25 protein-coding genes and 1 other RNA gene are annotated in these 24,189 nt (G+C 64.6%); 10 read left to right on the top strand and 16 right to left on the bottom strand.

The window, feature by feature from the left end:
- Nucleotides 1-47: 47 nt before the first annotated feature.
- Nucleotides 48-533 (bottom strand): peroxiredoxin, encoded by a 486-nt coding sequence (locus BTJ49_RS08905; RefSeq protein ID WP_113065008.1) that lies wholly within the window; start codon nucleotides 531-533, stop codon nucleotides 48-50.
- A gap of 120 nt (nucleotides 534-653) precedes the next feature.
- Here BTJ49_RS08905 and BTJ49_RS08900 point away from each other — a divergent pair, with 120 nt between their 5' ends.
- Nucleotides 654-1,106, top strand: a complete 453-nt coding sequence (locus tag BTJ49_RS08900; RefSeq protein ID WP_113065007.1) for an Hsp20/alpha crystallin family protein — start codon at nucleotides 654-656, stop codon at nucleotides 1,104-1,106.
- 106 nt (nucleotides 1,107-1,212) lie between these two features.
- The gene (locus BTJ49_RS08895; RefSeq protein ID WP_113065006.1) at nucleotides 1,213-2,115 is read left to right on the top strand and encodes a DnaJ C-terminal domain-containing protein; all 903 of its coding nucleotides are present in this window, start codon (nucleotides 1,213-1,215) and stop codon (nucleotides 2,113-2,115) included.
- A gap of 84 nt (nucleotides 2,116-2,199) precedes the next feature.
- Here BTJ49_RS08895 and pilH read toward each other — a convergent pair whose 3' ends face one another.
- The 9 genes from pilH to purB form a co-directional block, all read right to left on the bottom strand.
- Entirely contained in the window at nucleotides 2,200-2,565 is a 366-nt protein-coding gene (gene pilH / locus BTJ49_RS08890) for a twitching motility response regulator PilH (protein WP_113065005.1), read from the bottom strand.
- A 142-nt stretch (nucleotides 2,566-2,707) separates the two neighbouring features.
- Nucleotides 2,708-3,706, bottom strand: coding sequence for a YhdH/YhfP family quinone oxidoreductase (locus BTJ49_RS08885; protein ID WP_113065004.1), 999 nt, complete (start codon nucleotides 3,704-3,706; stop codon nucleotides 2,708-2,710).
- A gap of 96 nt (nucleotides 3,707-3,802) precedes the next feature.
- A complete protein-coding gene (lpdA, locus tag BTJ49_RS08880) occupies nucleotides 3,803-5,230 on the bottom strand; it encodes a dihydrolipoyl dehydrogenase (protein WP_113065003.1) in 1,428 nt (475 codons plus the stop codon).
- A 73-nt stretch (nucleotides 5,231-5,303) separates the two neighbouring features.
- The gene (gene sucB / locus BTJ49_RS08875) at nucleotides 5,304-6,506 is read right to left on the bottom strand and encodes a dihydrolipoyllysine-residue succinyltransferase (RefSeq protein WP_113065002.1); all 1,203 of its coding nucleotides are present in this window, start codon (nucleotides 6,504-6,506) and stop codon (nucleotides 5,304-5,306) included.
- A gap of 48 nt (nucleotides 6,507-6,554) precedes the next feature.
- Nucleotides 6,555-9,398 (bottom strand): 2-oxoglutarate dehydrogenase E1 component, encoded by a 2,844-nt coding sequence (locus BTJ49_RS08870; protein WP_113065001.1) that lies wholly within the window; start codon nucleotides 9,396-9,398, stop codon nucleotides 6,555-6,557.
- 172 nt (nucleotides 9,399-9,570) lie between these two features.
- Nucleotides 9,571-10,536 carry a GNAT family N-acetyltransferase gene (locus tag BTJ49_RS08865; RefSeq protein ID WP_240601786.1) on the bottom strand — a complete coding sequence of 322 codons (966 nt, stop codon included), beginning with the start codon at nucleotides 10,534-10,536 and terminating at the stop codon, nucleotides 9,571-9,573.
- Entirely contained in the window at nucleotides 10,533-11,738 is a 1,206-nt protein-coding gene (locus BTJ49_RS08860; RefSeq protein ID WP_113065000.1) for a cupin domain-containing protein, read from the bottom strand. The genes BTJ49_RS08865 and BTJ49_RS08860 overlap by 4 nt, the downstream gene beginning before the upstream one ends.
- 65 nt (nucleotides 11,739-11,803) lie before the next feature.
- Nucleotides 11,804-12,187, bottom strand: coding sequence for a VOC family protein (locus tag BTJ49_RS08855; protein ID WP_113064999.1), 384 nt, complete (start codon nucleotides 12,185-12,187; stop codon nucleotides 11,804-11,806).
- On the bottom strand, nucleotides 12,184-13,551 hold the full coding sequence (gene purB / locus BTJ49_RS08850; protein WP_113064998.1) for an adenylosuccinate lyase: 1,368 nt from the start codon (nucleotides 13,549-13,551) through the stop codon (nucleotides 12,184-12,186). The genes BTJ49_RS08855 and purB overlap by 4 nt, the downstream gene beginning before the upstream one ends.
- A gap of 176 nt (nucleotides 13,552-13,727) precedes the next feature.
- On the opposite strand from purB, the gene BTJ49_RS08845 reads away from it, so the two are divergent.
- From BTJ49_RS08845 to BTJ49_RS08830, 4 genes are all read left to right on the top strand, one after another.
- A complete protein-coding gene (locus BTJ49_RS08845; protein WP_113064997.1) occupies nucleotides 13,728-15,146 on the top strand; it encodes a circularly permuted type 2 ATP-grasp protein in 1,419 nt (472 codons plus the stop codon).
- A gap of 2 nt (nucleotides 15,147-15,148) precedes the next feature.
- A complete protein-coding gene (locus BTJ49_RS08840) occupies nucleotides 15,149-16,156 on the top strand; it encodes an alpha-E domain-containing protein (protein ID WP_113064996.1) in 1,008 nt (335 codons plus the stop codon).
- A 36-nt stretch (nucleotides 16,157-16,192) separates the two neighbouring features.
- Complete coding sequence (locus BTJ49_RS08835; protein WP_113064995.1) at nucleotides 16,193-16,921, top strand: peptidase; 729 nt, start codon at nucleotides 16,193-16,195, stop codon at nucleotides 16,919-16,921.
- Between the two features lie 80 nt (nucleotides 16,922-17,001).
- Nucleotides 17,002-18,387, top strand: coding sequence for a class II fumarate hydratase (locus BTJ49_RS08830; RefSeq protein ID WP_113064994.1), 1,386 nt, complete (start codon nucleotides 17,002-17,004; stop codon nucleotides 18,385-18,387).
- A 95-nt stretch (nucleotides 18,388-18,482) separates the two neighbouring features.
- Here the strand turns inward: BTJ49_RS08830 and BTJ49_RS08825 are convergent, their stop codons facing one another.
- The 5 genes from BTJ49_RS08825 to BTJ49_RS08805 are packed head-to-tail and all read right to left on the bottom strand — an operon-like array spanning nucleotide 18,483 to nucleotide 21,660.
- Nucleotides 18,483-19,061 carry a DUF2884 family protein gene (locus tag BTJ49_RS08825; RefSeq protein WP_113064993.1) on the bottom strand — a complete coding sequence of 193 codons (579 nt, stop codon included), beginning with the start codon at nucleotides 19,059-19,061 and terminating at the stop codon, nucleotides 18,483-18,485.
- A gap of 60 nt (nucleotides 19,062-19,121) precedes the next feature.
- A complete protein-coding gene (locus BTJ49_RS08820; protein ID WP_113064992.1) occupies nucleotides 19,122-20,090 on the bottom strand; it encodes an ABC-2 transporter permease in 969 nt (322 codons plus the stop codon).
- The gene (locus tag BTJ49_RS08815) at nucleotides 20,087-20,944 is read right to left on the bottom strand and encodes an ABC transporter ATP-binding protein (RefSeq protein ID WP_113064991.1); all 858 of its coding nucleotides are present in this window, start codon (nucleotides 20,942-20,944) and stop codon (nucleotides 20,087-20,089) included. Before BTJ49_RS08815 ends, BTJ49_RS08820 begins: the two co-directional genes overlap by 4 nt.
- The gene (locus BTJ49_RS08810; RefSeq protein WP_113064990.1) at nucleotides 20,941-21,315 is read right to left on the bottom strand and encodes a GntR family transcriptional regulator; all 375 of its coding nucleotides are present in this window, start codon (nucleotides 21,313-21,315) and stop codon (nucleotides 20,941-20,943) included. Before BTJ49_RS08810 ends, BTJ49_RS08815 begins: the two co-directional genes overlap by 4 nt.
- 3 nt (nucleotides 21,316-21,318) lie before the next feature.
- On the bottom strand, nucleotides 21,319-21,660 hold the full coding sequence (locus BTJ49_RS08805; RefSeq protein ID WP_113064989.1) for a hypothetical protein: 342 nt from the start codon (nucleotides 21,658-21,660) through the stop codon (nucleotides 21,319-21,321).
- Between the two features lie 277 nt (nucleotides 21,661-21,937).
- Between BTJ49_RS08805 and BTJ49_RS08800 the strand changes: the two genes are divergently transcribed.
- Together BTJ49_RS08800 and ssrA are read left to right on the top strand one after the other, a co-directional pair.
- The gene (locus BTJ49_RS08800) at nucleotides 21,938-22,300 is read left to right on the top strand and encodes an RcnB family protein (protein ID WP_240151513.1); all 363 of its coding nucleotides are present in this window, start codon (nucleotides 21,938-21,940) and stop codon (nucleotides 22,298-22,300) included.
- A 199-nt stretch (nucleotides 22,301-22,499) separates the two neighbouring features.
- Nucleotides 22,500-22,855, top strand: a transfer-messenger RNA (tmRNA) gene (ssrA, locus tag BTJ49_RS08795).
- Between the two features lie 71 nt (nucleotides 22,856-22,926).
- On the opposite strand, the gene smpB is transcribed toward ssrA, so the two are convergent.
- Complete coding sequence (gene smpB, locus BTJ49_RS08790; RefSeq protein ID WP_113064987.1) at nucleotides 22,927-23,415, bottom strand: SsrA-binding protein SmpB; 489 nt, start codon at nucleotides 23,413-23,415, stop codon at nucleotides 22,927-22,929.
- 62 nt (nucleotides 23,416-23,477) lie between these two features.
- Between smpB and BTJ49_RS08785 the strand changes: the two genes are divergently transcribed.
- A complete protein-coding gene (locus BTJ49_RS08785) occupies nucleotides 23,478-23,909 on the top strand; it encodes a type II toxin-antitoxin system RatA family toxin (RefSeq protein WP_113064986.1) in 432 nt (143 codons plus the stop codon).
- The gene (locus tag BTJ49_RS08780; protein WP_113064985.1) at nucleotides 23,902-24,186 is read left to right on the top strand and encodes an RnfH family protein; all 285 of its coding nucleotides are present in this window, start codon (nucleotides 23,902-23,904) and stop codon (nucleotides 24,184-24,186) included. Before BTJ49_RS08785 ends, BTJ49_RS08780 begins: the two co-directional genes overlap by 8 nt.
- The last annotated feature ends 3 nt before the right edge of the window (nucleotides 24,187-24,189 follow it).

Raw genomic sequence — 24,189 nt, 5'->3', positions numbered from 1 at the left:
GGAAATTGGAGCCGGCGGGTTGCAGCCAACCCGCCGGCTTTTTCGTGTCAGCGGGCTTCGATGGCCTGCAGCATGGCTTCGGCGCTGGAGACCCGGAATTCACCTGGTGCTTCGATCTGCAGAATCTTTACCACGGCGTCCTCGGCGTAGAGCGCGAAGCGCTGGGCGCGCAGGCCCATGCCGAATCCGCTGCCGTCCAGTTCCAGTCCCAGTGCACGGGTCAGCTCGGCATTGCCGTCGGCGAGCATGACGAGGTCGTCCGGCACGTTCTGCGAGCGTGCCCAGGCATCCATGACGAAGGCGTCGTTCACGGCCATGCAGGCGACCTCGATGCCGTGTTCCCGGAACTGCGGCATGTGCTGGATGTAGCCCGGAAGGTGCTGTTCGGAGCAGGTCGGCGTGAAGGCGCCGGGTACCGCGAACAGGACGACCTTGCGGTCGTCGAAGACTTCCTCGCTGGTGACGACGTCGACACCGTCGCGGATACGGGTGAGGGTGGCGTGGGGGATGCGTTCTCCGACGCAGATGGTCATGAGTCTCGTTCTCCTTGGGGAATGGTGCAGTGGCAGGGTGTCTACTTGAAAGCCTCGCGCGGGCACCCATCTTGCCAGACAAGCGGGTACGGTCCCGCACCCCATCAAGGAGACATCGTCATGAGTATCACCCGTTACCATCCTTGGAACAATCAGGGCGGTCTGCACAAGGACTTCAAGCAGATGCTCGAGCGCTACTTTGGCGAGGACACCGGCGATCAGTCCGATGTGGTCACGAGTCAGTGGACACCGCGCGTCGATATCCGCGAGGAAAGTGACGGTTTCGTGATCTTCGCCGACATCCCCGGCGTGGATCCGAAGGACATCGAGATCAGCATGGACAAGGGCATCCTCTCGATCCGCGGCGAGCGCTGCAACGAGAGTCGCGAGGAGAGCGACAAGTACACCCGCGTGGAGCGTTCGCACGGCGTGTTCTACCGCCGTTTCGCGCTGCCCGACAGTGCCGACGCCGACGGTGTCAGCGCCAAGGGGCGTCACGGCGTGCTGGAAATCCGCATTCCCAAGAAGCCCGAAAGCACGCCTCGTCGCATCAATATCGACGCAGGCGAGTAAACTGCGTACGTTCCGTGTCACGCAGCCCTGCGCGTCGCGTCTTCGCGCGCGCAGGGTCTTTGTCGCGGCGCGGTTCATCCGTGCCGTTTTTGTTTGAGGAGTCCCGATGGAGTTCAAGGATTACTACGACATCCTCGGCGTCGATAGTTCGGCCAGCGAGTCCGACATTCGCACGGCGTACCGAAAGCTGGCGCGCAAGTACCACCCGGATCGCAACAAGGAGCCGGATGCCGAGGAGAAGTTCAAGGCGATCAACGAGGCCCATGAGGTCCTGAAGGACAAGCAGAAGCGTGCGTCCTACGATCAACTGCGCGCGGGCGGTTACCGAGGCGGCGACTCGTTCCAGCCCCCGCCGGGCTGGGGGCAGGGCGGTGGTGGTGCGCAGTTCGATTTCGGCGGCGGCGATTTCAGCGATTTCTTCGAGTCGCTGTTCGGTCGCGGCGCGGCGCGTCATGCCGGGGCGCATCAGCAGCGCCCGATGCGCGGACGCGACGTGAAGGCGCACATCGACATCGATCTGCATACGGCCTACGCGGGCGGCAGCACGCGTGTCAGCCTGCACGATGGCGCCGGCGATGAACGCGTGCTGGAAGTGAAGATTCCCGCGGGTATCGAATCCGGCAAGGTGATCCGGCTCAGCGGCCAGGGACATCCGGGCATGGCGGGTGGCCCGTCCGGCGATCTGATGCTGGAGGTCGGCATTCGTCCCGATTCACGCTTCCGTCTCGATGGGCGGAACGTCGGGTTCACGCTGGCGATCACGCCATGGGAAGCTGCGCTGGGCGCGAAGGTTCCGGTGCCGACGCTGGGTGGAACGGTCGATCTGCAGGTTCCCGCGGGTTCGCAGAGTGGCCGCAAACTGCGCCTGAAGGGGCGCGGTTTGCCGGGCAAGACCGCGGGCGACCAGTTGGTCACGCTGGAGATCCATGCGCCACCGGCCGACAGCGACGAGAACAAGGCCGCGTACGAGGCATTCAGCAAGGCCTTCCCGGATTACGATCCGCGGTGATGGTTCGTTGTGGGGTAATTCCCGCGCACAAAAAAACGGAGCCGCTTGGCTCCGTTTTTTTGTGCCATCGGGAAGCGTGCGGACTCAGTCGGCCAGCAGTTCCTGGATGGTCTTGGACAACTCGCCTTCGTTGATCGGCTTGGTCACGTAGCCCTTGGCGCCCTGGCGCATGCCCCAGACGCGGTCCGTGTCCTGGTTCTTGGTGGTGACCAGCACGATCGGAATGTGCGAGGTCTCCTCGTCCTTGCTGATAGTACGCGTGGCCTGGAAACCGTTGAGGTTCGGCATGACCACGTCCATCAGGATGAGGTCCGGCTTTTCGCGCTTGGCGGCCTCGACGCCGGCGGCGCCATCTTCGGCGGTCATGGCCTCGTGGCCGAGCTGTTCGACGATTCGCTTGATGCCCAGCAACTGCGACGGCGAGTCGTCAACGATCAGAATGCGCGCCATGTAGGATTCCCCATGCTGCGTGTGTGGTGAAAAAAACAATACGGTCCATTCTACGTCCCCCGCGTGTTCCGGCCAAGCCAAAAATGGTCCGGAAAAAGGGTTTTGCATTGAATGGATTGTGAGCCCAAGTTGAAGTGAAATATCAGTCCTTGGGTGTGATCTGGACCACGCTTCGGCCGAATGAACGACCGGCCAGCATGTCCTCGAACAGCGCCGGTAGAGCGTCCATGGTCAGCGTGCGCGTATGGATGAGGTCGAGGTGCGCGGGTTTCCAGTCGTCGGCCAGGTGCTGCCATACGCGTTCGCGCTGGTCGCGCGCCGTGCCCGCGGAGGCAACGCCGAGCAGGTTCACGCCGCGGATGATGAACGGCATGACCGTGGTGTCGAGTTTCGGACTGGCGGCCAGGCCGCAGCAGGCCACGTTGCCGTAGGGCGCCGTGGTGGCCAGGAGTCCTGCCAGCATGTCGCCGCCGACGCAGTCGAACGCACCGCCGAACCGGGCCGATTCCATCGGCTTGCCGCTGAAATTCAGCTCCTTGCGATCCAGGCATTCCCGTGCCCCGAGTTCGTGCAGGAAGTCGAATCGATCGCGCTTGCCGCTGATGGCGTGCACCTCGTAGCCGGCCTGGCTGAAGATGTCCACGCCGAGCATGCCGACGCCACCGGTGGCGCCGGTGATGGCGATGGGACCGAGCTCCGGCTTTTGCCGGTTGTCCTGCATGTGCAGCAGCGCCAGACCGGCGGTGAATCCGGCCGTGCCGAGAATCATGGATTCTTTCAGGCTCAGTCCGGGGGGCAGGGGAATCGTCCACTGCGCGGGCAGGCGCACGACTTCGCTGTAGCCACCGTCGCGCGTTTCGGATAGGCCGCAGCCGGTGCACAGTACGGCGTCGCCTTCCTTGAACGCGGCGTCGGTCGAGGCGATCACGTGACCGGCGACGTCGATGCCGCCATTCAGCGGAAAGGTCCGCAGAATCTTGCCTTTGCCGGTGCCGGCCAGGGCGTCCTTGTAGTTCACCGACGAATACGCGGTGCGGATCACGACCTCGCCTGGCGAGAGGTCATCCAGATGCAGGGACTCGACGCCGGCGCGATAGCCGTCGTCGTTGTGGATGCGGAACGCGCGGAAGGTGTTGCGCATGGCGTGGAACCTCCGTGTAGGGCATGGCGTCGACGCGGGATGCGGACACGGCATGCGGGGAAACGGCCCGCAGCAGTGCGCCGCGGGCCGGGTGGATCAGTTGGCCTTGTGGATCGCGCGCTTGTCGACCGACAGCGCGGCCTCATGCACGGCCTCGGACAGCGTCGGGTGCGCGTGGACGATGCGCGCCAGGTCCTCGGCGGAGCCCTTGAACTCCATGGCCACGACGGCCTCGGCGATCAGTTCGGACACGCACGGTCCGACCATGTGCACGCCAAGCAGGCGATCGGTCTCGGCGTGGGCGATCACCTTCACCTGGCCGGCGGTGTCGTTCATGGCCACGGCACGGCCGATGGCGGAGAACGGGAAGTTGCCGGTCTTGTACGGGATGCCTTCGTCCTTGCACTGCTGCTCGGTCTTGCCGGCCCAGGCCACTTCCGGCTCGGTGTAGATGACCCACGGAATGGTGTCGTAGTCGACGTGACCGGCCTTGCCGGCGATCAGTTCGGCGACCATGACGCCTTCCTCGGAGCCCTTGTGCGCCAGCATCGGGCCGCGCACGCAGTCACCGATGGCCCAGACGCCGTCGACGCCGGTCCAGCAGTGCTCGTCGACCTCGATGCGGCCACGCTCGTCGGTCTTCACGCCGGTGCCGTCGCCCAGCAGGCCTTCGGTGTAGGCGCGGCGGCCGACGGCCACCAGCAGCTTATCGACGGTCAGCTTCTGCTCGCCGTTCTTGTCCTCGTAGGTGACTTCGACCGTGGTTTTCTTGGCCTCGGCCTTGCTGACCTTGGCGCCCAGGTGAATGTCCAGGCCCTGCTTCTTGAACTCGCGTGCGGCGACCTTGGCGATGTCCTGGTCGGCGGCGGCGAGGAAATCCGGCATGGCCTCGATCACGGTGACTTCAGCGCCGAGGCGGCGCCAAACGCTGCCCAGCTCCAGGCCGATCACGCCGGCACCGATCACGCCCAGGCGCTTGGGTACCTTGTCGAAGTCCAGCGCACCGGCGTTGTCGACGATCAGCTTGCCGTCGAACTTGGCGAACGGCAGCTCGACCGGCACCGATCCGGTAGCGAGGATCACGTTGACCGCTTCCAGCGTCTGCGTCGAGCCGTCCTTGCCGGTCACTTCGACCTTGTTGCCCGCGAGCAGCTTGCCGGTGCCGAAGAAGGACGTGACCTTGTTCGACTTGAACAGCATGCCGATACCGCCAGTGAACTGCTTGACGATCTTGTCCTTGCGGCCAACCATCGTCTTGACGTCGATCTTGGCGTCCTTGGTGCTGATGCCGTGGGCGTCGAAATGGCTGGTGACGTTCTCGAACTGGCGCGAGGAATCGAGCAGCGCCTTGGACGGGATGCAGCCGACATTTAGGCAGGTGCCGCCCAGCGCCTGCTTGCCGTCCTTGCCCTCGAAGGCGTCGATGCAGGCGGCCTTCAGGCCCAGCTGCCCGGCGCGGATCGCGGCCACATAGCCGGCGGGGCCGCCGCCGATGACGATGACGTCGAATTTCTGTTCGCTCATTGCTTCGCTCGCGGAATGAAAGAGGGTGGGTCGTTCGGGGCGCGGCGCGCGGACGCGCCCCGAGAAGCGGGGCTCAGAGTCCCAGCAGCATGCGGTGCGGATTTTCCAGCTGGTTCTTGATGTCGACCAGGAACAGCACTGCATCCTTGCCGTCGATGATGCGGTGGTCGTAGCTGATGGCGATGTACATCATCGGCGCGGCGACGACCTGGCCGTTCTCGACCACCGGGCGCTCCTTGATGGTGTGCATGCCCAGGATCGCGCTCTGCGGCGGATTCACGATCGGCGTGGACATCAACGAGCCGAAGGTGCCGCCATTGGTGATGGTGAAGGTACCGCCCTGCAGGTCATCCAGACTCAGCTTGCCGCTGCGCGCCTTGGCCGCGAAGTCGCCGATGGCCTGTTCGATCTCGGCGAAGCTCATGTCCTGCGCGTCGCGCAGCACCGGCGTGACCAGGCCCTTGTCGGTGGACACGGCGATCGAGATGTCCTGATAGCCGTGATAGATGATGTCGCCTTCGTCGACCGAGGCGTTGATGACCGGATGGCGCTTCAGCGCCTCGCACACGGCCTTGACGAAGAAGCTCATGAAGCCGAGCTTGACGCCGTGCTCGGCCAGGAACTGCTCGCCGAAGTCCTTGCGCATCTGCTTGACCTTGGCCAGGTTGACCTCGTTGAAGGAGGTCAGCATGGCGATGGAGTCCTTGGACTGCATCAGGCGTTCGGCAATGCGCTTGCGGATGCGGGTCATCGGCACGCGCTCTTCCGGACGCGCGCCCGGTGTGGCCGGTGCCGCAGCGGCTGCGCCGCCGCCCTTGCCGTGCTTGACCAGGTCTTCCTTGGTCACGCGACCGCCACGACCCGTACCTTCGACCTTGCTGGCGTCGATGCCTTCCTCGGTGGCCACGCGGCGACCGGCCGGGGACAGATCCTCGCTGCCCTTGGCCGCTTTCGGCGCTTCGGCCTTGGCGGGAGCCGGGGCAGGCGCCTCCGACTTGGCTTCGGCCTTGTCGTCGCCGGACGGCGCCGGCGCGGCCGCGCCTTCCTCGATCAGGGCGATGACCTGCTCGCTGTTGACGGTGTCGCCGGACTCGAACTTGATCTCCTTCAGCACGCCGTCGACGGGCGAGGGCACTTCCAGGACCACCTTGTCGGTTTCCAGGTCGACCAGGTTCTCGTCGCGACTGACCGCGTCGCCGGCCTTCTTGTGCCAGTCGGCGATGGTGGCGTCGGAAACCGATTCGGGAAGTACCGGGACTTTGACTTCGATGGCCATGGGGTTGTCCTGTTGAGTATGGCGTGATGCGTGTGTGGAGGAGACGGGTTATTCGGCGGTGTGGCCGTCGCTGATCGGGTCGACCAGCGCCTGTTCGACCAGCGCCTTCTGTTCGGCGGCGTGCGTGTTGGCGTGACCGCAGGCCGGCGCGGCGGAGCGCGCGCGGCCGGCATAGGACAGCTTGTACTTGCCGTCCGTGCAGGCCTGCAGATGATGACGGATCTGGAACCACGCGCCCTGATTCATGGGCTCTTCCTGGCACCAGATGACTTCCTTGGCGCCGGCGTGCTTGTTCAGCTCCTCGATCACGCGTTCACGCGGGAACGGATACAGCTGCTCGACGCGCACGACGGCGACATCGGTCAGTTCGCGCTGCTCGGCTTCCTCGAACAGGTCGTAGTAGACCTTGCCCGAGCACAGTACGACGCGCTTGGCCTTCTTGGCCTGCTTCAGACGCTGGTCACCGATCACAGTCTGGAACTGGCCCGAGGCCAGCTCATCCAGGCTGGACACGGCCAGCTTGTGGCGCAGCAGCGACTTCGGCGTCATCACGATCAACGGCTTGCGCACGCGGCGCAGCATCTGCCGACGGATCATGTGGAAGGTCTGCGCCGGGGTAGTCGGCACGCACACCTGCATGTTGTTGAGCGCGCACAGTTGCAGATAGCGCTCCAGGCGCGCCGAGGAATGCTCGGGACCCTGGCCTTCATAGCCGTGCGGGAGATACAGCACCAAGCCGCACAGGCGATTCCACTTCGACTCGCCGGCGCTGATGAATTGGTCGATGACCACCTGGGCGCCGTTGGCGAAGTCGCCGAACTGCGCTTCCCAGATCACCAGCGTCTTCGGGTCGGCGGTGGCGTAGCCGTACTCGAAGGCCATCACCGCTTCCTCACTGAGCAACGAGTCGATGATCTCGACGTTGCGCTCGGCATCAATGTCGGCCAGGGGCAGGGCGGTCTTGCCGCTTTGCTGGTCGTGCAGCACGGCGTGACGATGGAAGAAGGTGCCGCGGCCCGAATCCTGGCCGACCAGGCGCAGGTCGTAGCCTTCCTGGATGAGGCCGGCGTAGGCCAGGTTCTCGGCAAAGCCCCAGTCGGTGGGCTGCTCGCCCGCGGCCATGGCGCGACGTGTCTCGTAGATCTTGTTGACGCGCGACTGCAGCTTGAAGTCTTCCGGAGTCTTCAGGATGACATCGAGCAGTTCGGACATGGCCTTGCGGTCCAGACCGGTGTCGAGGTCCTCGTCCAGCTTGCCGCCGATGTGCTGGCTCCAGGAGAACGCGGTGCCACCCTGTTCCGTGTTCAGGTCGGTGACCGGGCCACCGCTCTCCAGCAGTTCGCGGTAGCGGTCGACCAGCCCCTTGGCGTGCTTGTCGTCGATGACGCCGGCCTTTTCCAGGCGCTCGGCGTAGATCGCGCGCGGCACCGGGTGCTTGCGGATGACCTGGTACATGAGCGGCTGCGTTGCGGCCGGCTCGTCGGCTTCGTTGTGGCCGTTGCGGCGGTAGCAGACCAGGTCGATGACCACGTCTTTCTTGAACTGACGGCGGAATTCGAAGGCCAGCTGGGCGACCTGCACCACGGCTTCCGGGTCGTCGCCGTTGACGTGGAACACCGGCGCGTTGACCATTTTCGCGACGTCGGTGCAGTACAGGGTCGAACGTGCATCGCGCGGATCGGAGATGGTGAAGCCGACCTGGTTGTTGATGACCACGTGGACGGTGCCGCCGACGGCGAAACCGCGGGCCTGCGACATTTGCAGGGTCTCCATCACCACGCCCTGGCCGGCGAAGGCGGCATCGCCGTGGATCAGCAGCGGCAGGACCTTGTCGTGGCAGGCCTCGCCGCGGCGCGTCTGGCGTGCGCGCACCGAGCCGATCACCACCGGGTCGACGATCTCCAGATGCGACGGATTGAAGGCCATCGCCAGGTGCACGCCGTTGCCGCTGGGGGTCTGCACGTCGGCCGAGAAGCCCATGTGGTACTTCACGTCGCCGCTGTATTCGGGGTCGTCTGGATGCTGGAACTTGCCCTCGAACTCGTCGAACAGTTCCGACGGCGGCTTGCCCAGCATGTTTACCAGCATGTTCAGGCGGCCGCGGTGGGCCATGCCGATGACCAGCTCGTTGACCTGATCCTCGCCGCAGCGGCGGACCAGGGAGTCGAGCATCGGGATCAGGCTGTCTCCGCCTTCCAGCGAGAAGCGCTTCTGGCCGACGTAGCGGGTGTGCAGGTAGCGTTCCAGACCGTCGGCGGCGGTCAGGCGCTCAAGCACGCGGCGCTTCTCTTCATCGCTCAGGCCCGGTTCGCCGGCGGCCTTCTCCAGACGGGAGTAGATCCAGCGGCGCTGCTCGTGGTCGCTGATGTGCATGAACTCGGCGCCGATCGACCGCGTATAGGTCTTCTTCAGGCGCTCCAGCAGATCGCGCAGCTTCATGCGGCCAGCGTCGCCGCCGCAGTAGGTGCCGGTGTCGAACTCGGTGTCCAGGTCGGACTCGGCCAGGCCGTGGAAGGGCAGGCCCAGATCCGGCGCCGGCAGCTTGTTGGCCAGCTTCAGCGGATCGAGATCGGCACCCAGGTGCCCGCGCGAGCGGTAGGCGGTCATGATGCGCAGCACGCCGGCTTGTTTGCGGGCATGCTCGTCGCTCATCGGCACGCCGGCGTTGCCGTGGCGATCGCGCTGGCGTTGCGCGGCCTCGATACGGGCGATGATGGCCGAATGCGGCACGTCGCCGCTCTGGCTCTGGGGCAGCTTGGCGAAGTAGTCGGCCCAGGATTGGGGAAGCGCCGACGGGTCGGAAAGCCAGGTTTCGTACAGTTCCTCGACGTAGTCGGCGTTGCTGCCGAGTTGCGAGGATTCCATGAATTCGCGGATCAGGTTTGCGCTCACGTCACCACCGGCAAAAACGAAAAGGGCGCGCTGGCGCACGCCGGAGGGTCGTTTCGGGTCGTTGCGGGCGACCTATTCGTCCGCAAGACTCAAAATCCCGTTAATTATAGCCACTCGTTACGGTGTTGGGACAAGGTTTCGGAACATGACGGGTGTGCATGCCCGGGTTTGTTCATAGTTCCAGACTGCGCAGTGCCGTGGCCGGAGCCGCTCGCTGCCAGACTTCGTCGAAGTAGGCGATCAGCTGATGACTGGTCCCGAGATTGAACGTCGCGCCGCGTCCGTCGAAGCGTCCGACCTGCGGCAGCATCAGGTAGCCGCCGTTGTCGTTGGCGAAGAAGGCCGAGGGGTAGGCGCGATCCTCGTCCTCGAGTGGCTGGCGCAGGTGCAGCGTGCTGGGCAGGCGCTGGACCAGGGGAATCAGGCGATGATCGTCGCGCAGCGCCTGCGCCGGGTCGGCCAGCAGCATGCGCACATCCGCGCCGCGTCCGGAGGTTGCCAGTTTGCGCACGGCGGTCAGCACTTCGTCATGATCAAGCACGCCGGGCGCGAGATCGCGATGGTGGACGACGAATGCATGCCGTGCGTCGGCGAGAAGTTGCAGTACGGACTCAACGACATCGCTGCAGGTTTCAGTCTGCAACAGTCGATAGGCGGGGCGCTCGACCGTGGCACCGCGTTCACCGGGGGCGGCCTCCAGCGGTTCCAGGTCGCGATGCATCGTGCGGTGCTCGATACCGGCTTCCATGAATGGTTCGCCCTCGGCCTGGAATCCGTGGCGCTCGTAGAAGCCGATGGCGTGCACCTGCGCATGCAGACTCACTCGCGTCCAGCCGAGCGCGCGGGCGCGGTCGATCAGGGCCTGCAGCATGGCTGCGCCGACGTTGCGACCGCGCCAGTCGGCGAGCACCGCCATGCGGCCGATAGTGCGCTGTGGCGTCAGGCGGCCGGTGCCGATCGGCGTGCCGTCGGCGGCGCGGGCCAGCACATGCTGGCAGTCGGGGTCCAGATCGTCCCATTCTTCCTCGATGGGCACGTTCTGTTCCTGGATGAATACGACGTCGCGGATCGCGCGCAGGGCGTCGCGATCAGCCTTCCAGTCCGCAGGCTCGACGTGGTAGTCGGCGGACAGTGTCACTTGGCGCGGCCTCGCTTCAGCGCCAGATGCCCGTCATTGATGAGTTCCAGCAGCACGTCCTGCGCGGCTTCGTCGGGCGGTGCCTTGAGATACTGAATGCGTTCGCTGCACAGCCAGCGCGCCATGCTCAGGGTGCAGCGGTAGGCCTTGCCGGCGGCGAACAGCGTCGCGCCGCCGCGTCGACGCACCCACGCGAATCGCGTCCACGGGTGGCGCACGAAGGTGGCGCTGGCGGCGAGTGCGTTCAGCAGTTGCTTGCGCGAGCGGCGACGCGCCGGTGGCGCGGCGAACTGCGCGCTGCGGTAGCGGGTGATGAAGCAGCCGAACCATTCGGCCAGCGCGTCGCGGGATAGCAGTTCGGCCGCCGGACCCAGGCGCTCGCTGAGACGGTTCAGCGCGGCTTCGTCGATTTCGCCCGGCGTCGGCGCGGGTCGCAGATCCGGGTCGCGGTAGCGTTCGTTCTCGGGCAGTTGTTCGGCGACATGCTCGACTAGGTCCAGCAGCAGTTCGGACTGTGCCGGTGCGCGCATGCCGATGGAGAAGGTCAGGCAGGCGCCCTCGGCGACGCCGTCATGGGCGATGCCCGGCGGCAGGTACAGCATGTCGCCCGGTTCCAGCACCCAGCTGTGATCGGGCGTGAACTGGCGCAGCAGCTTCAGTTCCACGTCGTCGCGGAAATCCTGCGGCGCGTCGGGGTTGCTGTCGATGGACCAGTGACGGCGTCCCATGCCCTGCAGCAGGAACACGTCGTACTGGTCGACGTGCGCGCCCACGCCGCCGCCATTCTCGGCGTAGCTGACCATGACATCGTCGATGCGCCAGGAGGGCAGGAAGCGGAACGGATTCAGTAGCTGTGCAACATCGGCGTCCCACTTGTCGACGTCCTGCACCAGCAGGGTCCAGTCTTCCTCGGGAAGCTGGGCGAACTCGTCTTCCTCGAACGGTCCCTGACGCAGTTCCCAGGTGTCCTGCTCGCGGTCGCGGAGGACGATGCGCGACAGCGCGGCCTCTTCGCAGGCCAAGCCGCCCAGATCCTCGGCCTGCAGCGGCAGCTCGAAGTTGGGGAAGGCGTTGCGGATCAGCAGCGGATGCTTCTGCCAGTACAGTTCGAGGAAACGCGCGGCGGGCATGCCGAGCGGTTGCCGGGACGAACCACGGACCTCGATCGGGAGGGGCGTGCTGGAACGTGTGCGTGCGGTCATCGGCGTATTGTACCGGTTGGTTCGTCGTGTCAGGAATGCGTTCGCGCCAGGCGTCGCAGCGGCGTTCAGGGCAGAAGTTGCGCGAAGCGGAGATGGAATCCATCGGGTGCGGCGATGCTGAAATCGCGCAGGCCGTAGCGGCGGTCGGCCAGCTCGCGCGCGATCGGGAGACCGGCTTCCTCGATCCGGCGGCGGATCGCGTCCACGTCGTCGACGACGATGCGCAGGTTGCACCCGCGCGGCCAGGTCTCCGGCACGGAGGCATCGCGGACCAGGAACAGGCGGCAGCCGTGACCGGTCAGTGCGACGAAGTCGCCGTGGCGACGCTCGATGGCGAATCCGATCGCGGTGTAGAACGACAGGGACGTCTCGAGCTGCGACACCTGCAGCTCGATGACGCCCTGTGCGCGGCGCTCGTCGACCTGGCCGACCGCGCCGTCCTGCGTCATGCGTTGCGCGCCAGGTCCGCGGCCAGGCCGATGTAGCCGGCAGGCGTCAGGTCCAGCAGTCGCTGCTTGTCGGCCTCGGGGAGGTCGAGCTGGCCGATGAATTCGCGCATCGAGTCGCGCGTGATGCCGCGGCCGCGAGTCAGCGCCTTCAGCTGCTCGTAGGGATTGGGCAGGCCGTAGCGGCGCATCACCGTCTGCACGGCCTCGGCCAGCACTTCCCAGTTGGCGTCGAGATCGGCGGCCAGGCGCTCGGGGTTGACCTCCAGCTTGCCCAGGCCCTTCTGCAGCGAGGCCAGCGCCACCAGCGTGTGGCCGAAGGCAGTGCCCAGTCCGCGCAGGACGGTGGAATCGGTCAGGTCGCGCTGCCAGCGGCTGATCGGCAGTTTCTCGGCGAAGTGGCCGAGCAGTGCATCGGCGACGCCGAAGTTGCCCTCGGCGTTCTCGAAGTCGATCGGGTTGACCTTGTGCGGCATGGTCGAGGAGCCGACTTCGCCTTCCTTCAGCGCCTGCTTGAAGTAGCCCTGCGAGATGTAGCCCCAGATGTCACGCGACAGGTCGATCAGGATGACGTTGGCGCGGCGTACCGCGTCGCAGTACTCGGCAACGCCGTCGTGCGGCTCGATCTGCGTGGTGTACGGGTTCCAGTCCAGGCCCAGGCCCTCGACGAAGCGCTGCGAGAAGGCACGCCAGTCGACCTCGGGATAGGTCACGGCATGGGCGTTGTAGTTGCCCACCGCGCCGTTGATCTTGCCCGGGACCTCGACGTTCGCCAGCTGGCTACGCTGGCGGGCCAGGCGCGCGACGACGTTGGCCAGTTCCTTGCCCAGTGTGGTCGGCGAGGCGGTCTGGCCGTGCGTGCGCGACAACATGGGCAGGTCGGCATTCGCATGTGCCATGTCGCGCAGACGACCGATCACGGCATCGAGCTGCGGCAGCAGTACGGCTTCGCGCGCATCGCGCAGCATCAGCGAGTAGGACAGGTTGTTGATGTCCTCGCTGGTGCAGGCGAAGTGCACGAATTCCTTCGCCGGACCGAGTTCGGCGTCGTCGCCGATGCGTTCCTTGATGAAGTACTCGACGGCTTTCACGTCGTGGTTGGTGGTCGCCTCGATGTCCTTGATGCGCTGACCGTCTTCGACCGAGAAGTCGTCGGCGATGGCCTGCAGACGTGCTGCGGCGGCGGCGGAGAAGGGCGCCAGTTCGGCGATGCCGGGTTCGGCGGCCAGCGCCAGCAGCCAGGCGATCTCGACGCGCACGCGACGGTGCATCAGGCCGTATTCGCTGAAGATCGGTCGCAGCGCCTCGACCTTGGAGGCATAGCGGCCGTCCAGCGGCGAGAGTGCGGTCAGCGGAGTCAGGGACATGAAACAGGCTTCCAGGGGGACCAGCGAACCATTGTAATGGAGATGCCCGCAGACCGTCCCGCTGCGCGGTCCGACGCGCCGTGATTATCTGCATCTTCACACGTCCTGTGCGAGCATGGTCGAGGACTTGTCGTGAAAAGCGCCGGCTGGAGTCCGGCTGGCGCGGGGAGTTCTGGATGAGCGCACGACCGCCGTACGATGAAATGCACGATGCCGAGGGCACAATCCGGCCCCACTATGCGCGCTTCGCCGAATGGATGAACGGCACGCAGGACGCACGCATCGCCCAGAAGCGAAGACAGGCGGAAATCTCGTTCCACCGCGTGGGCATCACTTTCGCCGTCTACGGCGAGGAGAGCGGCGGGGAGCGCCTGATTCCGTTCGACATCGCGCCGCGGATCATTCCTTCCGGCGAGTGGAAGGTGCTGGAGGCCGGCCTGATCCAGCGCGTGCGGGCCTTGAACATGTTCCTGCACGACATCTACCACGATCGCCGTATCCTCGAATTCGGCGTGCTGCCGGAGTCGCTGGTACTCCGCAACGCGCAGTACCGGCCGCAGATGCAGGGCATCGACCTGCCCAACGAGGTCTACGCGCACATCGCCGGCATCGACATCGTGCGCGCCGGGGAAGGCGAGTACTACGTGCTGGAGGACAATCTCCGCGTGCCATCGGGCGTGTCCTACATGCTCGAGAACCGCAAGATGATGATGCGCCTGTTTCCCGAGCTGTTCGCCGCACAGGCGGTGGCTCCGGTCGAGCACTATCCGGAATTGCTGCTGGAGACGCTGCAGTCGGTCGCACCGGAGGGCCTGGACGAGCCGGTCGCCGCTGTGCTCACGCCGGGTTCGTACAACTCGGCCTATTTCGAGCATGCCTTCCTGGCCCAGCAGATGGGCGTGGAGCTGGTCGAGGGGCAGGACCTGTTCGTCGACGACGAGACGGTCTACATGCGCACCACGCGCGGGCCGCGCCGCGTGCACGTGATCTATCGCCGCATTGACGACGATTTCCTCGATCCGCAGGTGTTTCGCACTGATTCGGTGCTGGGCGTGCCGGGGCTGTTCTCGGCCGTGGCGGCCGGCCGCGTGACCCTGGCCAACACGTTCGGCACCGGCGTGGCGGACGACAAGTCGATCTATCCCTACGTGCCGGAGATGATCCGCTTCTACCTGAGCGAGGATCCGATCCTGCTCAATGTGCCGACCTACAGACTGCGTCAGGACGACGACCGGCGCTACGTGCTCGAGCACCTGGATGAACTGGTGGTCAAGGAGGCCCAGGGCGCCGGCGGCTACGGCATGCTGATCGGTCCCACGGCCAGCAAGGCCGAGATCGAGACCTTCCGCCAGCGGATCCTGGCCGAACCCGAGCGCTACATCGCCCAGCCCACGCTGTCCCTGTCGACGTGCCCGACCTTCGTCGAATCCGGCGTCGCGCCGCGCCACGTGGATCTGCGCCCGTACGTGCTGTCCGGTAGCGAAACGATGGTGGTGCCGGGCGGACTGACGCGGGTGGCGCTGCGCGAGGGCTCCCTGGTGGTCAATTCCTCGCAGGGCGGCGGAACCAAGGACACTTGGGTACTGGAGGACTGAGCATGCTTTGTCGAACCGCGAGCGACCTATACTGGCTGTCGCGCTACGTCGAGCGGGCCGAGAACATCGCCCGGCTGGTCGATCTGACCCAGCGTATCTCCCTGCTTCCCGAGCGTCTGGACCCGGGCAAGTCGGCCACCACGGCCTGGCGGCGTGGGCTGGACGCGCTCGGGCAGCTGGAGCTGTTCGGCGCGGCGCGCGGCGAGATCGAACCCGAGACGGTGCGGCAGTGGCTGATGCTGGACGCGGACAATCCGTCGTCGATCCACAACTGCCTGTTCCACGGTCGCGAGTTGGGCCGGGCCCAGCGCGGCGCGATCACCGCCGAGATGTATCAGGAGCTCAACACTTCCTGGCTGGATCTGGCCGAGGCGGGCGAGGGGGCTGCCGACAGCGACGGCGTCAGCGCGTTCCTGGAATGGGTCAAGACCCGTTCGGCGGCGTTCCGCGGCGTCACCTTCGGCACCATGGGACGTGACGAGGGCTATCACTTCATGGCGCTGGGCACGGCGGTCGAACGGGCCGACAACACCGTGCGCCTGCTGGACATCAAGTACGCCCAGTCCGAGGAGCACGAGAGCAGCTCGCGGGACTTCATCCAGTATTACCAGTGGAGCGCGATGCTGCAGTCCATGTCGGCCTTCGAGACCTACCGCAAGAACTACCGCGATGCGGTCGATCCGCTGCATGTGTCGGAGATGATGATCTTCCAGCCGGACATGCCGCACTCGCTGACTGCGTGCACCCAGTCGATCTACCGAATCCTGGAGGTGTTGGCCCAAGACCCGCGCAGCGAAGTGGTGCGCAAGTCCGGCGCGCTCGCGGCGCGGCTTCGCTACGGCTGCATGAGCGAGGTGCTGGACCAGGGCATCAAGGCGTTCCTGGATGACTTCATGCAGCAGCTCCATGGCCTCACGCAGGCGATCGTCGACGCCTTCATGACCTCGACCGCGACCGGCAATGCCGGTTCCGTCGAACCCGGTCGCAACACCGGTGCGGTGGTAAGCTGACGGTCTTCTCCATCGTTGCGTTCCCGGGCACATTCAATGACGTACTGCATCGGCATGGGCCTCGACGAGGGGCTCGTCTTCGTATCCGACTCGCGCACCAACGCCGGCATCGACAAAATCGCCCGGTTCGAGAAGATGCGCGTGTTCGAGAATCCCGGCGAGCGCGTGATGGTGGCGCTTTCGGCGGGCAATCTCTCGGTCACGCAGAACGCGCTGAACCTGCTCGACCTGCGCGCCCGCAAGGACCCGCAGGCGGCCTCGCTGTGGAATGTGGGTTCGATGTTCGAGGCGGCCCGCTTGCTGGGCGATGCCATGCGCGAAGTGCGCGAATACGACGAGAAGTACCTGCGCGAGCAGAACATCGATGTCTCGGCGAGCTTCATTCTCGGCGGCCAGATCGCGGGCGAGACCCCGCGTCTTTTTCTGGTCTATTCCGAGGGCAATTTCATTGAAGCGCTGAATGACACCCCGTATTTCCAGATCGGCGAGATCAAGTACGGAAAGCCGATCCTGGACCGCATGATCCAACGCGGGTCCTCCCTGGAAGCGGGGGTGAAGTGCGCGCTGATCTCCTTCGATGCCACGATCCGCTCGAACCTTTCGGTGGGCGCTCCGATCGATCTCCTGATCTATCGCGCCGACAGTCTTCGTGTGGAGACTCGTGAAAGACTGATGGAGGACGACCCGTACCTGGCCCGCATCAACCGGGAGTGGGACGAGGGCCTGCACCGCGTATTCGACAGCCTGCCGGCGCACGACTGGTAGAGGTTCCGCCTGCAGTCACCGGATGGACGCCGCGGCTCGCTATAATGCCCGTTTTCATCGAGCCTTCACCCGGAGTCAGCATGAGCACGTTTCGAACCGAACACGACAGCATGGGCGAACTGCAGGTGCCCGCCAACGCGCTGTGGGGCGCGCAGACGCAGCGCGCCGTGGACAACTTTCCGGTCTCCGGCCTGCGCATGCCGCGCGAGTTCATCCGCGCACTGGGCTTGATCAAGGCCGCCGCGGCCGAGGCCAACGCCAAGCTGGGTCACATGCCTAAGGTGCAGGCGGCGGCGATCCGCAAGGCGGCCGACAAGGTCATTGCCGGCGAGGTCGACGACCAGTTCCCGATCGACATCTTCCAGACCGGTTCGGGCACCAGCTCCAACATGAACGCCAACGAGGTCATCGCGCACCTGGCCAGCAGTGCCAGCAATCGCAAGGTGCATCCGAACGACGACGTCAACTACGGCCAGAGCTCCAACGACGTGATCCCGACGGCGATCCACGTCAGCGCCACGTTGACCGCCAGCGAGCAGCTGCTGCCGGCGCTGAAGCATTTCAAGAAGGCCATCGACAAGCGCGCGCGCCAGCTCAAGAACGTGGCCAAGACGGGCCGCACGCATCTGATGGACGCGATGCCGGTGACCTTTGGTCAGGAGCTGTCGGGCTGGTCCGCACAGGTCGGTTCGGCCATCGAGCGCATCGAGGACGCGCTCAAGCGCATGCGTCGCCTGCCGCTGGGCGGCAGTGCGGTCGGCACCGGCATCAACGCCGATCCGAAGATCGGTCCGTCGGTGGCGATCGAACTGAAGAAGATGACCAAGGTGAAGTTCGAGTCGGCCGAGAACTACTTCGAGGGCATCTCCTCGCAGGACGCCGCGGTCGAGCTGTCGGGCGCGCTGAAGACCTACGCCGTGTCGCTGATGAAGATCGCCAACGACCTGCGCTGGATGAACTCCGGTCCGCTGGCCGGTCTGGGCGAGATCGAACTGGAAGCTCTGCAGCCGGGCTCGTCGATCATGCCGGGCAAGGTCAATCCGGTGATCCCCGAGGCCGCCGCGATGGTCGCCGCGCAGGTGATCGGCAACGACGCCACCATCACCGTCGGCGGGCAGGCCGGCAACTTCCAGCTCAATGTGATGCTGCCGGTGATCGGCTACAACCTGCTGCAGTCGATCGAGATCCTGGCCAACATCTCGCGCCTGATGGCGGACAAGGCCATCGCGACCTTCAAGGTCAACAAGGACAACATCGCCGGTGCACTGGACAAGAACCCGGTGCTGGTCACGGCGCTCAACCCGGTGATCGGCTACGAGAAGGGCGCGGCCACGGCCAAGCAGGCTTACAAGGAAAAGCGTCCGATCATGGACGTGGCGCGTGAGACCACCGGCCTGTCCGACGAGGAACTGAAGAAGCTGCTGGATCCGGTCGAACTGACCAAGGGCGGCATCCACGGCAAGTAAGCGCGGATGGACGGCGTCTTGCCGTCTTCGATGTACGAAAAAAGCGCCCGGTTGCATGCCGGGCGCTTTTTTTGTTCGCGGAACCGAGACTTGCGTCAATCGTCGGACTTGGCGAGCTTGCTGCGTTCCTTGGCAATGTCTGCGCGGCATTCCTGCGCATCCGAGGCCTTCAGGCGGGTGTAGGGACGGAAGGCGTCGAGCTGGGCAGCAATGGCCTCCTGCGTGACCTGCATCGACTGCAGGGTGTCGCAGATGCGCGAGGCGTGGACCAGAAGAGCATCGGTGCGTTTTTTCACGGCGGCGTCGATGCGGTCCGGGTGGCCGTCGGCCAGATTGCTGAATACATCGCCGATCGTGCCGCCGGCCATGTCGGCGCCGGCTTTGCCGACTTCGATGGCCTGGTGGCCGACCCGTTCGGCATCCTGGTAGTAGGTGCGCAGCAATCGCCGCTGACTGGCGTCGACGGCGATGGTCCGCCCGCCGATGCGAAGGTCACCGTTGGCGGTGACGATGGCGTCGGGGGCATCGTCAGCGTGGATCGTGACCTGGTCGTCCTGCAGCACGATGTTGCCATGTGAAACATTGATGTAGGTGTGATGGTTGCGCCCGCAGGCGGCCAGCGCGAAGGTCGCCGCAAGTGCGGAGGCGACTAGGAAGATACGTGGCGAGGTCATGGCTTGAGTCTCCGTGCAAGGGCGCCCGGACCTGCGGTCCGGACGCAAGCATGTTGATCGTCAGGAGTCGTCGCGGCGTCCGCGGAACCAGATGGCCGCCGCGATCATGGCCGCGCCGATCACGGCGCCGATGATGAAGTCCGCGCGAGCCAGTTGGCTCCATGCATTGCCGACGCCGACGAACTTGTCGAAATGGTCGCTGAGGTTGAAGCCCTGCATGTTCACGTGGGTCATTTCCTGGCTTTCGACCCAGCCGTTGGGGAACACGCTGAACAGCGAGCGCACCACGATGTTCTTCCAGAACCAGCCGTTGGATACGTTCAGCAGTCCCATCGCGTTGAACCAGCTGACGATGATGCCGGCGCCGACGGGAACGGCCAGTGCCCACAGGAACGGTTTGCTCTTGGCCCATGCCGAGCAGAGCAGCAGCCAGCCGACCGCGGGCAGGGCCCAGACCAGGTTGACCGGGATGAGGGCGACCATGGTGGCCAGCGTGCGGAAGGGATGTGCGTAGCCGAGCAGGGTCCAGAGGTGCACGCCGTGGAACATCGCGACGAGCATGACGATGAGCAGCATGGCTACCGCACCGAGCAGGCCGCAAATGGTCGCGATCACCGGTGCCACCACGGTGGCGCTGATCACTTTCGACAGCACGGTGTCACGGTCGGAAATCGGCAGCGACTTCCAGAACAGGATGCTGCGGTCGCGACGATCGTCGTACAGCGCGCCGAGGCAGTAGAAGAACACCACGATGCCGAGCACGATGCCGATCAGATAGCCGGACGACATCATTGCCAAGTCGATGCCGACGCCGATGTTGGCCATGTTCTTGGCATCCATGCTCTGCACCAGCTGATTGATGTTCATGCCGCTGATGCTGATGCCGCGCTGAGCCGCGAACACCTCGAAGGTGATGATGCCCATGATGTTCAGGATCAGGAACACCCCTGTGGTGACCACCGGCGCCCAGAAGAAGCTTCCTCGGTTCTCCCAGAATTCGCGCTTGATGAGCCAGTAGAAGGTCTTCATGCGTAGGTTCCTTTCATGGTGGCGACGAACAGGTCGCTGACCGAAGGCCGGCGGGTTTCGCCGAGCGCTTCCAGCTGTGCGCGTTCGATGCCGTCGAACAGGAAGATGTTCTTGCCGAATACGTTGCGCTCGTCCAGCGGCTGCAGCTGGCGTGCGGCGTCGGCCTTGTCCGGATTGACCATCACTTCGATGAAGCGCTCGCCCATGCTATCCATGTCGGTGTCCAACACGACTTTGCCGTCGCGGATGAACATGAGGTTGGTGAGGATGTGCTCGATCTCCTCGACCTGGTGCGTGGTCACGAGAATGGTCTTGTCCTCGTCGAAGTAGTCCTCCAGCAGGCTCTGGTAGAACTGCTTGCGGTACAGGATGTCCAGGCCCAGCGTCGGCTCGTCGAGCACCAGCAGCTTGGCGTCGATGGCCATGACGAGCGCCAGGTGCAACTGCACGATCATGCCCTTGGACAGTTGCTTGACCTTGTGCTGCGGCTGCAGCTTGGTGCGGGCGAGGAAATGTTCGCAGCGTGCGCGGTCGAAGCGCGGATGGATCGCTTCGACGAAATCGATGGCCTGGGCGACACGGATCCAGCGCGGCAGCACCGCGACGTCGGCGATGAAGCACACGTCGCGCATCAGGTCCTCACGCGACTTGCGCGGGTCCTTGCCCAGCACGGTCAACGAGCCTTCGAAGTCGGTCAGACCGAGGATGGCCTTGAGTGCTGTGGTCTTGCCGGCGCCGTTGGGGCCGATCAGGCCGATGATGCGCCCGGACTGAATGCTGAAATCGACCTCGTCCAGCGCAAGCGTGCTGCTGTAGCGCTTGGTGAGCCTGACGGCTTCGATTGCGGCGCTCATGAAGCATTCTCCTTGTTGTCGTCGGCAGCCTTCATCAGCTGCTCCAGGGTGAGTCCCAGCCGCTGCATGCGGGCATGGATGGCGGGCCATTCCTCGCGCAGGAAACGATCCCGCTCCGAGCCCAGCAGTGCCTTGCGTGCGCCCTCGGTCACGAACATTCCCAGTCCGCGACGTTTTTCGACCAAATCCTCGTCCACCAGCTCCTGATAGGCCTTCGATACCGTCAACGGATTGATCTGGTAGTCGGCGGCCACTTGGCGCACCGAGGGCAGGGCGTCGCCCTCGGCCAGCGCACCGTCCAGGATCATCGCCACTACGCGTGCGCGCAGCTGGCGATAGATCGGGACGTTGTCGTTCCAGGTGATGGTCATGCCTTATTCCTTGATCAGGGTGTGCAGATTCGAGGCAAACGAGTAGTAGGGCATGGACAGTTGCGAACCGATGCGCAGCGCGCTGCTTTCCAGCGACGACAGACCGGCGTCGGCCTTCACGCCATGGTCGAACGATGCATCGAGCGAACCGACTGTATCGCGCGGCAGGGCAGAGGCATAGACGACGACCGGAGCCAGTTCGGTGGCGGCGGCATGGTTCAGTGCGGCGGCGGCCGCGGACTTGGCGTACGTGACGGGCGTATTCGCGCTGGTGCGGAAGACGGTGACCGTGGAAACCAGGATGGCGACGGACGCGACGGCGGCGATGGTCTTGCGAGTGCTCATGACGGCCTCCTTGGTGGCCTAGGTGACTGGTGTTGTAGTGAACTATAACACCAAGATCGAGATCGTCAACTATGACCTGTGGCCTAGGCCCCGCTTGAGCGGGCGAAAACGGCTCTGAAATGCGATTTCTGTCGCACAAAGAGCGTGGCGGGTCGGCCGTTCAGCCAGGCTTCTGCCGGTGTCCAACAGGCTGGCCTCAGGCATGAATTGCGGTTGTACCGTCACTTTCCGGTGCGGTTCGCTGCCTGCCCGCATTCACCGGAACGAGGGAGATCACATGAAAATGAAGAAACTGATGGTTGCGCTGTGTGCCGCATCGCTGATGTTCGCGGGTGCCGCGCTGGCCGATCCTCCGGGACATGCCGGTCGTGGCCATGGTCGCGGTCACGGAAATCCGCATGCCGGCAAGCACGGCTATGGGCGCCTGCATCACGATCGCGGCCGCAAGGAAGGCTGGTATCACAAGGGGGGGCGTGTGCCGGAGATGTATCGTTCGAGGCGCTACGTCATTACCGACTGGCGTGCGCACCACTTGCATGCGCCGCCGCCCGGCTATCGTTGGCAGCGCAGTGACAATGGCGATTTCCTGCTGGTTGCGATCACGACTGGCGTGATTCTGAACATCATTGCCAATCAGTGACACGGGAGCCGGCCGATCTACGCATGGACATTTTCGATGAAGCCGGCCGCCGCTCCATGCGGCCGGCTTCATTTGTGCTCGGTCGGGCCGTCGCGTGCGATGCGGGCCAGGCGAAAAAAGATCGAGCTGAATCTCGCGCATCTCTTGAATGGCGTCGAAGCGCCTATATACTTGAGTCTGCCAGCACGCAGTTTTCCCCGGGGGTGTCATGGCTTCGACGGGGGTAGTGCGATGGCTTGGTGCATGCCGAGGGGGCAGCTTTCCTCGTTAATCCAGCCGCAAAACATATAATTGCCAACGATAGCAATTACGCTCTCGCCGCTTAAGGCGTAAGCCCCGAACCAGTCTGTGCCCGTGCGGGCCGGTGTAGGGTCATCCACGCGGGACCGCCTTCGGATTGTTGCCTGTCGGTCCGAGGTCAAATCAAGCAGGCTGGTTCTGCGGTGCGCTTTGCACACCGTGCTGCCGCAGAACGAGACGCAACGGTGAGCTAAGCATGTAGATCCGGGCGTCAAACGCCTTCGGACGCGGGTTCGACTCCCGCCACCTCCACCAAAACCGATCGGCCGATCATGGAATCCTCCATGATCGGCCGATGTCTTTATTGCGTCGGGTGTGGACGGGAATCAGCGATTACGCGCGTTCATGACGCGCTGCTTTTCGCGGTTCCAGTCACGTTCCTTCTCGGTCTCGCGCTTGTCGTGCGCCTTCTTGCCCTTGGCCAGACCGATCTCCACCTTGACCTTGTTCTGCTTCCAGTACATCGCGGTGGGAATCAGCGTGTAGCCCTTGCGCTCGACCGCACCGATGAGTTCGTCGATCTCGCGACGGTTCAGCAGCAGCTTGCGTGTGCGCCGGTCGTTGGCAATCACGTGGGTCGAGGCCGATATCAGCGCGGGAATCGAGGTGCCGAACAGATAGATCTCGCGGTCCTTGATGATGGCGTAGCTGTCGCCGAAGTTGATGCGGCCCGCGCGCAATGCCTTCACTTCCCAGCCCTGCAGGGCGATACCGGCTTCGTAGCGGCGGTCGATGTGGTATTCGTGGCGTGCGCGCTTGTTCAGCGCGATGGTGCTGCCGCCTTTCGACGATGCCTTGTCCTTGTTCTTGGCCATGTTCGCTAGACTGTGTGCTTGTCAGCCGCCGCGTGCGGCGTCCGAAATGAATTGAGGAATCCGTGGTCCAGATCCGCCGAAGCGCCATCGTGCGTTACACGCCTGAACAGATGTTCGACCTGGTCAATGATGTCGAAGCATACCCAAAGCGCTTTTCCTGGTGTGTGGGGGCGACCCTGCTCGAACGCCAGGGCGACACTCTCGTGGCGCGCCTGGATCTGCGCTTTGCCGGGTTGCGTCATGGTTTCACCACGCGCAATCGCGGCCATCGTCCGGCGCGGTTGGACATGGAGCTCGTCGATGGTCCGTTCCGCAAGCTGGACGGGGTCTGGACGTTCACGCCCATGGGTGACGCCGGTTGCAAGGTTGCTTTGGAGCTGGATTTCGAATTCTCCTCGCGGCTGGGTGCTGCGGCCTTGCGTATCGGCTTCCAGAGCCTGGCCAACCGCATGGTCGACGATTTCTGTGCGGAGGCTAAGCGCGCGTATGGCTGACGATATGACCGTGCAGGTGGTGCATGCTTGGCCGGGCGGTACCTATTTCCGTGAACTCTGCTTGCACGAGGGAGCCACGGTGGCCGAAGCGCTTGCTGCCTGCGATCTGGCGCAGGCGTGCCCGCATCTGGATGTGTCGATGGCGCCGGTCGGTATCTTCAGTCGCAAGGTCGGTCGCGATCACAGCTTGCGCGATGGTGATCGTGTGGAAATCTATCGTCCGTTGCAGATGGATCCGATGCAGGCCCGGCGGCGCCGGGCCGATCGAGGAGGCTAGGGC

This window comes from Oleiagrimonas sp. MCCC 1A03011 (genome assembly GCF_003267965.1).
Taxonomy (GTDB): Bacteria; Pseudomonadota; Gammaproteobacteria; order Xanthomonadales; family Rhodanobacteraceae; genus Oleiagrimonas; species Oleiagrimonas citrea.
Note: the sequence above shows the minus strand (reverse complement) of the source record. Positions and strands in the feature narration are given on the sequence as shown.

What these genes read in the sequence shown, in the direction of transcription:
- BTJ49_RS08905 (WP_113065008.1), bottom strand. Translation starts at nt 533, where the DNA reads ATGACCATCTGCGTCGGAGAACGCATCCCCCACGCCACCCTCACCCGT.
- BTJ49_RS08900 (WP_113065007.1), top strand. Translation starts at nt 654, where the DNA reads ATGAGTATCACCCGTTACCATCCTTGGAACAATCAGGGCGGTCTGCAC.
- BTJ49_RS08895 (WP_113065006.1), top strand. Translation starts at nt 1,213, where the DNA reads ATGGAGTTCAAGGATTACTACGACATCCTCGGCGTCGATAGTTCGGCC.
- pilH (WP_113065005.1), bottom strand. Translation starts at nt 2,565, where the DNA reads ATGGCGCGCATTCTGATCGTTGACGACTCGCCGTCGCAGTTGCTGGGC.
- BTJ49_RS08885 (WP_113065004.1), bottom strand. Translation starts at nt 3,706, where the DNA reads ATGCGCAACACCTTCCGCGCGTTCCGCATCCACAACGACGACGGCTAT.
- lpdA (WP_113065003.1), bottom strand. Translation starts at nt 5,230, where the DNA reads ATGAGCGAACAGAAATTCGACGTCATCGTCATCGGCGGCGGCCCCGCC.
- sucB (WP_113065002.1), bottom strand. Translation starts at nt 6,506, where the DNA reads ATGGCCATCGAAGTCAAAGTCCCGGTACTTCCCGAATCGGTTTCCGAC.
- BTJ49_RS08860 (WP_113065000.1), bottom strand. Translation starts at nt 11,738, where the DNA reads ATGACCGCACGCACACGTTCCAGCACGCCCCTCCCGATCGAGGTCCGT.
- BTJ49_RS08855 (WP_113064999.1), bottom strand. Translation starts at nt 12,187, where the DNA reads ATGACGCAGGACGGCGCGGTCGGCCAGGTCGACGAGCGCCGCGCACAG.
- purB (WP_113064998.1), bottom strand. Translation starts at nt 13,551, where the DNA reads ATGTCCCTGACTCCGCTGACCGCACTCTCGCCGCTGGACGGCCGCTAT.
- BTJ49_RS08845 (WP_113064997.1), top strand. Translation starts at nt 13,728, where the DNA reads ATGAGCGCACGACCGCCGTACGATGAAATGCACGATGCCGAGGGCACA.
- BTJ49_RS08840 (WP_113064996.1), top strand. Translation starts at nt 15,149, where the DNA reads ATGCTTTGTCGAACCGCGAGCGACCTATACTGGCTGTCGCGCTACGTC.
- BTJ49_RS08835 (WP_113064995.1), top strand. Translation starts at nt 16,193, where the DNA reads ATGACGTACTGCATCGGCATGGGCCTCGACGAGGGGCTCGTCTTCGTA.
- BTJ49_RS08830 (WP_113064994.1), top strand. Translation starts at nt 17,002, where the DNA reads ATGAGCACGTTTCGAACCGAACACGACAGCATGGGCGAACTGCAGGTG.
- BTJ49_RS08825 (WP_113064993.1), bottom strand. Translation starts at nt 19,061, where the DNA reads ATGACCTCGCCACGTATCTTCCTAGTCGCCTCCGCACTTGCGGCGACC.
- BTJ49_RS08820 (WP_113064992.1), bottom strand. Translation starts at nt 20,090, where the DNA reads ATGAAGACCTTCTACTGGCTCATCAAGCGCGAATTCTGGGAGAACCGA.
- BTJ49_RS08815 (WP_113064991.1), bottom strand. Translation starts at nt 20,944, where the DNA reads ATGAGCGCCGCAATCGAAGCCGTCAGGCTCACCAAGCGCTACAGCAGC.
- BTJ49_RS08810 (WP_113064990.1), bottom strand. Translation starts at nt 21,315, where the DNA reads ATGACCATCACCTGGAACGACAACGTCCCGATCTATCGCCAGCTGCGC.
- BTJ49_RS08805 (WP_113064989.1), bottom strand. Translation starts at nt 21,660, where the DNA reads ATGAGCACTCGCAAGACCATCGCCGCCGTCGCGTCCGTCGCCATCCTG.
- BTJ49_RS08800 (WP_240151513.1), top strand. Translation starts at nt 21,938, where the DNA reads ATGAAAATGAAGAAACTGATGGTTGCGCTGTGTGCCGCATCGCTGATG.
- smpB (WP_113064987.1), bottom strand. Translation starts at nt 23,415, where the DNA reads ATGGCCAAGAACAAGGACAAGGCATCGTCGAAAGGCGGCAGCACCATC.
- BTJ49_RS08780 (WP_113064985.1), top strand. Translation starts at nt 23,902, where the DNA reads ATGGCTGACGATATGACCGTGCAGGTGGTGCATGCTTGGCCGGGCGGT.